The following is a 12,351-nucleotide window of genomic DNA, read 5'->3' on the forward strand; positions in this document are numbered from 1 at the left end:
GCAACGTAGGACAGGATCAGGTTGGTGGAGATGGGAGCAACCTGATACAGGCGGGTTTCACGGAATTTGCGCTCGACGTCGTACTCGCAGGCAAAACCAAAACCGCCGTGGGTCTGCAAGCACGCATTGGCAGCTTCCCAAGAGGCTTTCGCCGCCAAGTATTTGGCCATGTTGGCGCTGGCCCCGGCGTTGATACCGCTGTCGTATTCCTCGCAAGCACGCCAGCGCATCAGGTCAGCCGCTTCGATTTCAATGTGTGCTTCAGCGATGGGGAACTGAACGCCCTGGTTCTGCCCGATAGGGCGTCCGAACACGACGCGATCACGCGCATAGGCGCTGGCTTTCTCGATAAACCAGCGGCCGTCACCAATGCATTCGGCGGCGATCAGTGTGCGCTCGGCGTTCAGTCCGTCCAGGATGTACCTGAAGCCTTTGCCTTCCTCGCCGATGAGGCTCTCAGCAGGAATTTCCAGGTTGTCGAAGAACAACTCATTGGTTTCGTGGTTGACCATGTTGGCAATCGGTTGCACGGTCAGGCCGTTACCGATGGCCTCACGCAGGTCGACGAGGAAGATCGACATCCCTTCGGACTTCTTCTTCACGTCGGCCAAAGGGGTCGTACGCGCCAGCAGGATCATCAGGTCGGAATGCTGGACGCGCGAGATCCAGACCTTCTGCCCGTTGATGACATACTTGTCGCCGCGTTTGACCGCTGTGGTCTTGATCTTTGTGGTGTCGGTGCCGGTAGTAGGCTCGGTCACGGCCATCGATTGCAGGCGCAATTCGCCGCTGGCCAGTTTCGGCAGGTAATAGCTTTTCTGCGCCTCGGTACCGTTACGCAGCAGAGTGAACATGTTGTACATCTGCCCGTGAACGGTGCCGGAATTACCACCGCAGCGATTCACTTCTTCCAGGATTACTGAGGCCTCGGCCAGTCCGAGGCCGGAGCCGCCATATTCGACAGGAATCATCGCTGCCAGCCAACCTGCGTCGGTCAGCGCCTTGACGAAGGCTTCGGGAAAGCCCTTTTCTTCGTCGACTTTACGCCAGTAAGCCGCATCGAATTCAGCGCAAAGTGCGCGTACGCCCTCGCGGATGGCATTGAGTTCTTCAGAGTTGCGGTCAGTCATTATTATTCTCCTCAACGCGTCACGCCTGACAGCTGCCTTGCGTGACCGGGTACGGCCATGGAAGGGTCAGATCGGGTTGAAACCCAGCGCAGCACGAAAGCGATTCTTGACGTAGTGGCCATCACGCGGTGGCAGCACTCGTGGTGGGTTTTCGGCTTTGATCTTGATCGTTGCGAGCTTGACGCCATCGCGCGTTGCGAAGCGCTCGCGCAGGTCGTGTACGCCTTCCATGTCACGGATTTCATCGGTCCAGCTGAAGCCGCAAGTTTTCGCGACCTGGTCCAGGGAAATACCGAATCCGGCATGGCTGACCTGCATGCCGGTCTCGCCAAAGTGACCGTTATCCAACACCGCAATAGTCAGGTTGGCAGGCTTTTGAAGCGCGACGGTGGCCAGGGCGCCGAAGCCCATGAGCAACTCGCCGTCACCGGTGACCACTACGACGGACTTGTCCGGCTGTGCGTTGGCCAGGCCCAGCCCGACGGTGATGGCGCTACCCATGGCGGCCCAGAGATAGTAATTAAGATCATTGTCACCGGCGGCCATGACGTCATAGGACGCCGAGCCCAGACCGGTCACGACTAGCATGTCCTTGCGATCGGCCAGCAGGGCTTTGACCACTTCGCGGCGGCACAGGGTGTGGTTTGCGCTTACTTGACCCATTTCTTTTCTCCAATCAGGCGTTGACCGAGCAGCAGGGCAGTGGCGGAATCTCCGTTGAATGCCATGGTCGCGGCACCATGCAGAAGGGGCGCGACGTCTTCCGGGACGTCCGCGCGCCAGGTCATGACCTTCATCAGGTTCAGGGAGGCTTCGGTGGCCTGACCCATAGGGTTCTGCCACGCGTTGAATTCGGCCCAGTCGCCGCGCATGGTGACGACCATCAGCAGCGGGAAGCCGGCGCAGACTTGAAGCGCCAGGGTGTTGATGCAGTTCCCGACGCCGCTGGATTGCATCAGGAGAGCGCCACGCTCACCGCCAAGCCAGGCGCCAGCCAGGTAGCCGATGCCTTCTTCTTCAGTGGTGAGGACGACAGCCTTGATGTCCGGATCTGCATACGACATCCGGATCGCCGCCGAGTGGCCTGCATCCGGTACGAAGACCACGTGTTTGACGTCGTGGGCCTTGAGCACGCGGAACACGTCCTCCTGCCAATCCTGCCCTACGGTGTGTTCAGCTTCTGTTGACATGCCAATCTCCCAAGCAGTGCTGCTTTTGTGTTTTCACACATTCTGGGAGTGCTGGGACTGAACTACGACTACCGTTTTTGTCTTTGAGATATGCCCATTTTGTATAGCTGGAAGGTGAATGCGTGGCATGCCGGGCAACGGCGATAGCTACGCATTATGGGAAGGAGTGATTAACGAAGGGAGGTGCAGAATGTACGGATGGCCTCGCAGGCCTGGCGCAATGAAGCATTATCCAGTGCATAGGCAATACGGATTTAAGGACCCAGACCAAAATMACTGCCATGCACCACGGCCACATATGCTTCCAGGAATTTACAGAACATACGATCCCCTGAAGTTGTGGCCTGGTTCGGCGTTACCTTTCGCTCAAGGAGATCAATGACGTGCCTTCACCAGAAAGTTTCAGTCATGTGCAACTCCCTATGATAGTGGGGGCAGTTTAGTGTGGCTCCTTCAACGCAGGCAGCATCCGCTACCCTGTGATGTAAAAAAGGGCCCATGGATCATCATGGGCCCTTTTAAAAAACCACGGTAATCGTCAGTGCCTTAGATCCTGGCAGCCTGCGATTTGACGCAGCCCCTCAGTCCGGTGCGTTCTTCGATCTCACCCGAGCCGCTGATGTACCCATAGCGGGACAGGTTGGGCATCAGCATCGCGGCGATGAACGTGATGGTGACGACGGCCGCGACGTAGAAGAAGAAATACTCCTCAATACCCTGCGACCGAAGCGATAAGGCGACGTATTCGGCAGTACCTCCGAACGCCGCGTTGCCGACGGCATAAGGAAAGCCCACACCCAATGCACGTACCGCTGGCGGGAACAGTTCAGCTTTGACGATCCCGGCAATCGGGGTGTACAGCGACGCAATAGCCAGGCCGCCAAAGACCAGCAAGAACGCAGTAAATGGACTGCTGACTGATTGCAATGAATAGAGCAGCGGGATCACCAGTAGCATTGCCAACCCGGAAAACATCAGCATGTGCGCCTTGATCCCGATACGGTCGGCGAGCAGACCAAAGATTGGCTGGCAGAACATGAAGCCGACCAGGGCGGCCGTCATGATGAAGCTCACCGTTTCCGGACTGAACCCCGCAGAGATCACCAGGAATTTCTGCATGTAGGTGGTGAAGGTGTAGAAGTAGAGCGAACCGCCAATGGTAAACGCGACCACCAGTGCAACTGCGCGTTTGTGTTTGAACATGCCGCGCAACGAGCCGGCATCTTTGCGGTTCATGTCTTTCTTGGTGGCGGTTTCATGCATCGCCCGGCGCAAATACACCACGACGATGGAACTCAGGGCTCCAATGAAGAACGGAACTCTCCAGCCCCATTCGCGCAATTCCTCGCCGGTAAGCGTTTGTTGAAGAATGACCACGGTCATCAGGGCAAGCAGTTGGCCGGCAATGATGGTGAAGTACTGGAACGACCCATAGAAACAGCGACGACCCGGTGTCGCGATTTCACTTATGTAGGTGGCGCCTGTGCCGTACTCTGCGCCTACGGACAGGCCCTGAATCAGTCTGGCGATGACAAGCAAAACCGGCGCAGCCACACCGATGGTTTCATAGGTTGGCATAACGGCAATCAACAGGGAGCCGGCGCACATCATGAACACCGAGATAATCATCGAGACCTTCCGGCCGCGAGTATCAGCAATCCAGCCAAATATCCAACCGCCCAGAGGGCGCATGAAAAAACCCACGGCGAAGACGCCGGCGGTTGCCAGTAGCTGGCTGGTCGTATCGCCTTTGGGAAAAAACGAAGCCGCAAAGTAGATGGCGGTATAGGCATAAATGAAAAAGTCGTACCACTCCACCAGATTGCCCGAGCAGGCCCCCATGATGGCCCTGACACGATTCGGACTTTTAATCTGATCGGACTTTTCAGTGTGGAGTGTTGAGTCGCTGGTTGATGCAGACATTGTGTTCACCCTTGCTTCAAGGCGAGACGATACGAGGCACACGCAGATGCGTGTCCGACGTGGCTGACTCGATGGATTGATGTGCTTAACGCAGTGGTTGTGATCCTGCGATGACCCAGGCACATGAAGAAGGGGGATGTACATGAGAGGTCAGCTGTTCGCTGACGGTGTAAGGCGGGGAGGTCAGGTAACGAGAAATGTAGTCAATCATGGTGCAAGCCCTCGAATCTTATTCTTGTAGTCAATCGAGCGCTCTTGGCGTCGACGTTGATTGCACGCTACCGCAGAGTGACGAGGGTAATAAGCCGTCAGCCAGGCCTAACTGATATACCGAAATTTTATAGCTTGTCTTGCAGCCCCGGCGGGCCGGGGTATACAGCCGCTCGTAAGCCGCAACGCCCCATGTGACGCGGTCTCGGCGGCCTTCCAAGGGGCGCTGATGCGTTTACACTGACCCTACTTTCGATGCATTTCGCGTCGAGCCCGACTCTGACTGGCCTGGTAATGGATGTCGTTCAACTCAAAACCCTGATTCATGTGGCCGAGCTTGGCAGTCTCAGCAAGGCTTCCGACCGGCTTCACATCGCACAACCGGCACTAAGCAGGCAAATTCGGTTGTTGGAAAAAGAACTCGGGACCTATCTGTTTGATCGGCATGGTCGAGGCATGGAGATTACCGATGCCGGCCGTGAAGTCTTGGCACATGCCACTCGAATCATGGAAGAGATGGAGTCCATTCGAAGTTCGGTCGTGGGCGGGAAGTCTTCTTTTCGCGGCACCGTGGTGATCGGTACGACACCGACGGTAGCGGAAATTGTCACCGTTCCGCTGGTGCGCAAAATCAAAGAAGCGCATCCGAATCTCGCCATCAGGTTCTCCTCTGCCTTTAGCGGTTACCTGCTGGATTGGGTTCAGCGCGGCGAATTGGAGCTGGCGATTTCTTACGATCCCCAACCCTTGCATACGCTGCGTATCGTGCCGGTAATGATGGAAAACCTGCTATTGGTCGGCCCGGCCAGCGCCAACCTGCGCCTTGATACACCTGTGTCATTCGAGTCTTTGGCAGAACAGCAATTGGTGTTACCCAGCGCTCGCCACAGTCTTCGCGTGATTTTGGATAATTGTGCGCGTGAAGTCGGTATCAAGCTCAAGACCAGCGTTGAAGCTGACTCCTTCGGCGCGATGATCGACCTGGTTCGCAATGGCTTCGGTTTGACCGCTTTGCCTCTGGCATCGATCTACACGCAAATCGAATCGGGAGTGCTCAGTGCAGCTCCTTTGGTCGACCCCACTCCCATGCGTAAATTGGTCCAGGTCTTTCCCGCTGACAGGCGCGTCAGCCCGGCTGCAAAATTTGTTGGAGAGGCGTTCATCGAGATTGCCGCCGATCTGGTCAGTCGCGAAATCTGGGCAGGGCACATGCTCTGAGCAACCTACACATCGAGTCCGTCGGACATGTTTTGAATAATCAAACTCCATTACCCGGCACGTTCGGCATCTTCCTGTTGGGGATGCTGCAGGTTTTGGTCTGGGGAGGATCATTCTTTCTGATGGCCGTAATGGCCGATCCGATTATTGAAGAGACAGGCTGGGCCAGCCAGTGGGTCTATGGCGCCTTGTCTCTGAGCATTCTTGTTTCTGCGCTGTTGGCTCCGTTGATCAGCCGACTGATCGCCCGCTACGGCGGTCGCCCGGTTCTTGCCAGCAGTGGTCTAGGCATCGCCATTGGATTGTTTCTGATGGCCAACGCCACTTCTTTGCCGTTTTTTTTATTGGCTTGGTCAGTCATTGGTATTGGCATGGCGCTTGGATTGTATGAAGCACTATTCGCCTGTTTAGGTTCACTATACGGGGAGCGAGCAGGCGGTGCGATTACAGGCATTACGCTGATTTCAGGGTTTGCAACAACGCTTTCCTGGCCAGCGGTTGCGTTAGTCATCGAGTACGTTGGTTGGCGTTCCACGTGTCTGGCTTATGGCGTGTTGTTAGTCCTCACGGTGGCACCACTTTATGCATGGGTACTACCGAAAGGCTCGGGCTCCCTGACAAAAAATGACGCGTTGGCCGATGAAGGTCTCTCAATTGATCGACGGATTTACTGGCTCCTCACGATGATTTTTGCGTTGGGTGCAGTGATCATGACGGCAATCTCTGTCCAGCTGATTTCTTTGCTTCAAGGTCAGGGCTATTCATTATCAGCCGCCATCGGGTTCAGCGCTTTATTGGGGCCGAGTCAGGTAGGCTCGCGTGTTCTACAAGTGTTTTCGCGAAAACGACACCCCATCTGGACAACGTTGATCTCTGTCGTGCTTGTGTCAATCGGTCTGTTGGTTGTGACCATGGCGCCGGCAATGACAGCGCTCGGTCTAGTCCTTTACGGTGCTGGTAATGGTTTGCGAGCGATTGTTCGGGGACTGTTGCCACTGACGCTGATGTCGCCAACGCAGTATGTTTTGCTCATGGGGCGCATGGCTCGACCTTCACTGGTTGGACAAGCACTGACACCTCTTGCCGGGGGGTACCTTTTGCAAACGCTGGGGGCGGGCGGCGTGCTTGCTGGACTAAGCTCGCTGGCAATGTTGAATGTGATACTGGTGCTGATTCTTTTACAGCGCGTTCGAAAAATATGATCCCGGGCGGTACGGGTTTATCCGTGCGGTGGATCGTCGGCAAGATTAGCTCGATCCACCGTCTCGGCTCGTTTCGTGTTTCAGGCCGTAGCGCTCACTCCTGCGCCTTTCCCCCCCGTCGGAATGTCGTGCAGGGAAATCCTTGACGTTTCTGGCAATGCCAGCCCACCCGCCAGCGCAAGCAAAGCCACCGCGATCAGATAGAACGCCGGCGACAAGTTGCTGCCGGTGGTGCTGATCAGCCACGTGGCCACCAGCGGTGCGGTGCCGCCGAAAAGGGTATAGGCCATGTTGTAGGTAATCGCCGATGCGGTGTATCGAGTTCGGGTAGGGAAGGTTTCCGAGAGCAAGGCCGCCGTTACCACTCCGCACAACACCGCGCCAATCGCCAGGAGCATAACCCCGGCGATGGAAGCTGCGAACGAGCCGGAACTGGCCATCAGGAACGATGGATACACGGCCACTATTAATAGAGCGCAAGCCGTCATCACCGTTTTTCGACGCCCGACTCGGTCCGAATACAGCCCGGCCAGTGGGCAGATCGCCGCAGCGAACAGCAATGCAATCAGTGACACCAGCAACGCTGTTGCGCGACTCAAGCCACCCGCGACTTGCAGGTAGGTAGCGAAGTAGGTGGTGAACATATAAAACGATAGCGCCGTGAGCGACACAAAAGCGCCCAGGCAACAGATCGCCGCACCATGGTTGCGCAAGGTTTCCTTAAGCGGAGAGTGGGCTACTGCATGTTCCTGAGTCACCGCCTGGAACGCCGGGGTCTCATCGAGCTTCCAGCGCAAATAAAGACCCACCAGCCCCAGCGGCGCGGCAATCAGGAACGGCAAACGCCAACCCCAGCTACCCATCGCTTCGGCCGACAATGACGCCTCGAGTACGTAGGCCACCACGGCTGCCGCGGCGAAGGCGGAAAATGTCGACACCGGAATGAAGCTGCCGTACCAGGCGCGTTTATCCTGCGGTGCATGCTCCATCAGATAGGCACAGGCACCTGCGTATTCTCCCCCGGCGGAAAAGCCTTGGGCACAACGGATCAGGGTAAGCAGAATCGGCGCCATGACCCCGATCGCGGCATAAGTGGGTAGCAGGCCGATCAAGGTCGTCGCACCGGCCATCAGCAGAATCGTCATTGCAAGGGTTCGCTTGCGGCCGATCCTGTCGCCCAGCATGCCGAAGAAAATCCCTCCGAGGGGGCGAAATGCAAACGCCACGGCAAATACCGCAAAGGTCTTCAGCAGCGCGACACTGGCATCGCCGCTGGGGAAAAATTGCTGGGCGATGGTCGTGGCCAAAAAGCCATAGACGGCAAAATCGAACCACTCGACGAAATTACCGATGCCGGCGGCCACAATCACTTTTCTGAGCGTTCTTGGGCTGACGTGTTCTGTCGTTGCGCTCGTCATGCTGGACCTCGATAGTTCGTTAGTATGCTTTCGATTATCGGGGCAGGTACCGTGGCGGTTCACTTCAAAAGTGTCATCCACATAGTCAGGACCGACTTCATCCACTTGAAATAAGCATTATTCGCGCCAGATGGGTTGGTCATTTCCGCTCTCGCTCCGTCTCGTGGTCAAAGCAGGAGCGCAAACGTTCATCCAAAAAGTTGGCCGTCAGTGATAGTTGACAGCCTTCGCTTGCAGCTTTTCGACCCGCAGGTGCCCCAAAAATGCAACGTCGCTCAAGGGCGTTTCTCTGCATCGGTACCCAAAGACTTCAAACCAATATCAGCTGTACTGACGTGTCGATCCAGCAGAGGGTTTGGGCCTCCAGTTGTGGGTCAGCTGATAGGCAATTGCCAGCCATATGAACCACCCCGGCATCACCATTAAGGCAATACGGGTGTCAGGTCTTAATGCCAGCAAACAGAGAACAAAGCCCAGGAACGCCAAAGAGAACCAGGCCATCGGTACGCCGCCAGGCATCTTGTAGGCCGATTGCGCATGCAGGTCGGGCCGGCTTCTGCGATAGGCAATGTACGACGCGAGGATGGTCGACCAAGTGAAAATCACCAGGATCGCCGACACGGTAGAGACGATGGTGAACGCTGTCATGACTTCTGGAACGAGGAACAGCAGCAGCACACCCAACAGCATCAACAGCGTGGTGAACGCCAGGCTCAGCAGAGGCACGCTATTTTTCGACAAACGCCGAAAAATCCCCGGAGCATTGTCGTGACTGGCCAGCCCAAACAGCATGCGGCTGGATGAAAATACGCCACTGTTGGCCGATGAGGCGGCAGACGTCAGCACCACAAAGTTGACGATACCTGCTGCTGCGGGAAACCCTGCCACCAGAAACAGTTCGACGAAAGGGCTCTTGTTGGGCGAAACCTGTTGCCAGGAAGTCACTGCAATAATGCAGGCCAGAGCCAGCACATAAAACAGGATGATTCTCAGCGGAATCGAGTTGATGGCTTTAGGCAGGGTCTTCTCGGGGGAGCGGGTTTCGGCGGCTGCGGTGCCGATCAGCTCGGTGCCGGCAAAGGAGAAGATTGCCATCTGGAAACCGGCAAAGAAACCAAACAGGCCGTTGGGGAAAGCCGCCTGTTTATCCAGCAGATGGTTCAGGGATGCAGTGACGCCATTGGGTGAGACGAAGGAGCTGGCAATCAGCACCATGCTGACGCCAATCAAGGTGACGACGGCAATGATCTTGATGATCGCGAACCAGAACTCCACTTCACCGAAAAGCCTGACCGCCAGCACGTTCAAGGCAAACAGCGTTACTAGCATACCGATGGCCGGTATCCAGGCGGGTACATCGGGGAACCAGTACTGAAAGAATCCCCCGACCACTACTGCATCGCCTACCACCGCGACGCTCCAGCTCAGCCAGTACGACCAACCGAGGAAGAATGCCGCTCGCGGGCCGAGGTAGGCACCGGCAAAATCCGCGAAGGTTTTGAAGTTCAAGTTGGAGAGCAACAGTTCGCCCATGGCGCGCATGACGAAAAAAATGAACAGACCGATGATCATGTAGATGAGGATGATCGATGTGCCGGAGAGGGCAATGATCTTCCCGGAACCCATGAACAGACCTGTACCGATGGCTCCTCCCATGGCCATTAACTGGATGTGACGATTGCTGAGCGTGCGCTGCAGCGCGGGCTGTTCAACCAGCCCGGACGGAGTCGATTTCATTACAAAACCTCTTGATTTTATKTTTTTGAGTTTTGGCAGGAAAGTGGCTGTCAAGTGTTCTTGTTAGTGATGCAACGGCTACTGACGGTCGTGGTTTKCGGGTGGCAGGGTTTCTCGTCCACTCACAAGGTGAATAGCCCCTTGGCACTTTGCTCAGGGGGCCACACCTATGGCGATCAGCTGACTGTGCGCAGGCGCGAGGGGGCGATTGCTGGCTGCGGCTCAAGCAGTTGGTAGAGGTTTTTTATGTTGGCAGGCGTCGGCACAAGGTGGATGCGCTCACCGATGGCATGCTCCCGCGCCAGGTCGTGCACGTAGCGCAGTGACGAAAAGTCTTCAAGGGCAAAACCCACCGAATCGAACACGGTGACCTGTGCGTCGTTCTCGCGCCCCGGCACTTCGCCTTGAACAATCTGGAAGAACTCGACGACGGGAAAGTCGGGCTCCAGCTGTTGAATATCGCCTTCAATCCGGGTTTGAGGTTCAAACTCAACGATGACCCGGGCATTGCGCAGGATGTCGGCGTGCAGTTCCGTTTTCCCTGGGCAGTCACCGCCTACGGCGTTGATATGCATGCCGGGCTCGATCATCTCGGGCGTCAGAATCGTTGCATAGGCCTTGTCTGCGGTGACTGTGGTGACGATGTGCGCGCCCTTGACCGCTTCCTGTACCGAGTTGGCCAGAATCACCTCAATATCCGGGAATGCTGAAAGGTTCTGCTTCAACTTGAGTGACGCGTCGCGATCAATATCGAAAATACGGATTTCGCTTATGCCCAGCATTTCATGGAAAGCGAGGGCCTGAAATTCGCTCTGGGCGCCATTGCCGATGATTGCCATGGTGCTTGCACCTGGACGCGCCAGGGACTGCGCGACCAAGGCGGAGGTTGCGGCAGTGCGCACGGCTGTAGTCAGCGTCAGTTCGCTGAGCAAGGATGGATAGCCACTGTGGACATCGGCCAGGACACCGAAGGCCATGACCGTCAGCAAATTGCTTTGACCATTGTCCGGGTGACCATTCACGTATTTGAACGAGTACTGTTGGCCATCGTCGGTCGGCATCAACTCGATCACACCGTTGTCCGAATGATTGGCGGTGCGAGGCGACTTATCAAACTGCGCCCAGCGTGAGTAGTCAGCTTCGATGTAAGCCGCCATTTCGCGGATTGCCCGGCGGATTCCCACCTTGGCGAACAGGCGTGCGGCATGATCGACATCGATAAAAAGAGTCATGTTTTTATTCTCCGATTCAATAGTTGGAGCGTTGCGATTCAGGGGATGAATCAGGCGCGTTTGCTCTCGTAACCATGCAGCACGTTGACCGCGTTGATCCCGATTTCATCGACCATGTAGCCGCCTTCCATCACGAACAGGGTGGGGCAGCCCACACCTGCTATCAGCTYGCCGATGCCGATGAAGTCTTCGCTTTCCAGCAGGAAGTGGCTGATGGGATCGTCCTTGAACGTGTCGACGCCCAGTGAAATAACCAGCACTTCAGGGGCAAATTGCTGGAGTTTCTTGCAGGCGTGGAGCAAGGCGTTGCGGTAACTTTCCCAGGTGGTGTTCTGCGGCATCGGATAGTTCAGGTTGTAACCTTCGCCGTCACCTGCGCCGACTTCGTGGCTGAAGCCTGAGTAGTACGGATAGGACACCGCCGGCTCGCCGTGCAGCGAGACAAACATGACGTCACTGCGCCCGTAGAAAATATTCTGGGTACCGTTGCCATGATGAAAGTCGACGTCCAGTACCGCGACACGTTTGGCGCCTTGGGTAATGGCCTGCTGTGCGGCAATGGCGGCGTTGTTCAGATAGCAGTAGCCGCCCATGTACTCGCGCGCGGCGTGATGACCCGGCGGGCGGCAGAGGGCAAAGGCACTGTCGTGGCCTTCATCGATCAGCGCCAGTCCGGTCAGCGCAATATCGGCGCTGGTTTTTACCGCTTGCCACGTGGTCGCGGTGATGGGGGAGCCGGCGTCCATGGCATAGAAACCCAGCTTGCCGTCGATAARGCTTGGCACTTGCTCATTGGACAGATCGCGTACCGGCCATACCAGCGGCAAGGCATCGTGGGTGCGTCCGGTTGCGCTCCATTCAGACCAGGCGGATTCCAGAAAAGTGACGTAGCGCTCGCTGTGCGCATTGACATAGCACGACCGGTCAAATGCTCGTGGTTCGATGATCTGGCCTAGCCCTACCTGTTTAACCCGATGATGGACGGTATCAGCTCGACTGGGCTGTTCGAAGGACGGTTTGAGCACGCCGTCCTTCAATTYGGTGCCGTGGTGTAAACGGTGGGAATCACTGAAAACTGTAAACATTGTGCG

Annotated in this window: 10 protein-coding genes and 1 pseudogene; 2 read left to right on the forward strand and 9 right to left on the reverse strand. The window is 56.4% G+C overall.

Annotated features, from left to right (window positions below; genetic code table 11):
- From AC1DSG_RS20330 to AC1DSG_RS20350, 5 genes and pseudogenes are all read right to left on the reverse strand, one after another.
- A partial coding sequence (locus AC1DSG_RS20330; RefSeq protein ID WP_477792484.1) for an acyl-CoA dehydrogenase family protein occupies positions 1-1,130 on the reverse strand: 1,130 nt, incomplete at its 3' end.
- A gap of 66 nt (positions 1,131-1,196) precedes the next feature.
- Positions 1,197-1,793, reverse strand: coding sequence for a thiamine pyrophosphate-dependent enzyme (locus AC1DSG_RS20335; protein ID WP_477792485.1), 597 nt, complete (start codon positions 1,791-1,793; stop codon positions 1,197-1,199).
- A complete protein-coding gene (locus AC1DSG_RS20340) occupies positions 1,781-2,320 on the reverse strand; it encodes a thiamine pyrophosphate-binding protein (protein WP_154851850.1) in 540 nt (179 codons plus the stop codon). The genes AC1DSG_RS20335 and AC1DSG_RS20340 overlap by 13 nt, the downstream gene beginning before the upstream one ends.
- A gap of 170 nt (positions 2,321-2,490) precedes the next feature.
- Positions 2,491-2,625: pseudogene (locus tag AC1DSG_RS20345) on the reverse strand (aspartate transaminase); the annotation flags it as partial.
- Positions 2,626-2,866: 241 nt separating this feature from the next.
- A complete protein-coding gene (locus AC1DSG_RS20350) occupies positions 2,867-4,243 on the reverse strand; it encodes an MFS family transporter (protein WP_477792490.1) in 1,377 nt (458 codons plus the stop codon).
- Between the two features lie 504 nt (positions 4,244-4,747).
- Between AC1DSG_RS20350 and AC1DSG_RS20355 the strand changes: the two genes are divergently transcribed.
- Both AC1DSG_RS20355 and AC1DSG_RS20360 read left to right on the forward strand, forming a co-directional pair.
- The gene (locus tag AC1DSG_RS20355) at positions 4,748-5,671 is read left to right on the forward strand and encodes a LysR family transcriptional regulator (protein WP_477792486.1); all 924 of its coding nucleotides are present in this window, start codon (positions 4,748-4,750) and stop codon (positions 5,669-5,671) included.
- Positions 5,672-5,754: 83 nt separating this feature from the next.
- Positions 5,755-6,873 carry an MFS transporter gene (locus AC1DSG_RS20360; protein ID WP_477792491.1) on the forward strand — a complete coding sequence of 373 codons (1,119 nt, stop codon included), beginning with the start codon at positions 5,755-5,757 and terminating at the stop codon, positions 6,871-6,873.
- Between the two features lie 80 nt (positions 6,874-6,953).
- Here AC1DSG_RS20360 and AC1DSG_RS20365 read toward each other — a convergent pair whose 3' ends face one another.
- From AC1DSG_RS20365 to AC1DSG_RS20380, 4 genes are all read right to left on the reverse strand, one after another.
- On the reverse strand, positions 6,954-8,291 hold the full coding sequence (locus AC1DSG_RS20365; protein WP_477792487.1) for an MFS transporter: 1,338 nt from the start codon (positions 8,289-8,291) through the stop codon (positions 6,954-6,956).
- Positions 8,292-8,612: 321 nt separating this feature from the next.
- Positions 8,613-10,028 (reverse strand): amino acid permease, encoded by a 1,416-nt coding sequence (locus AC1DSG_RS20370; protein ID WP_477792488.1) that lies wholly within the window; start codon positions 10,026-10,028, stop codon positions 8,613-8,615.
- Positions 10,029-10,204: 176 nt separating this feature from the next.
- Positions 10,205-11,260: an ornithine cyclodeaminase gene (locus tag AC1DSG_RS20375; RefSeq protein ID WP_477792489.1), complete on the reverse strand. Its 1,056-nt coding sequence runs from the start codon at positions 11,258-11,260 to the stop codon at positions 10,205-10,207.
- A gap of 50 nt (positions 11,261-11,310) precedes the next feature.
- Positions 11,311-12,345, reverse strand: coding sequence for a histone deacetylase family protein (locus tag AC1DSG_RS20380; RefSeq protein ID WP_477792492.1), 1,035 nt, complete (start codon positions 12,343-12,345; stop codon positions 11,311-11,313).
- Positions 12,346-12,351 lie beyond the last annotated feature (6 nt).

The sequence above is a fragment of the Pseudomonas sp. P5_A12 genome, assembly GCF_056400685.1.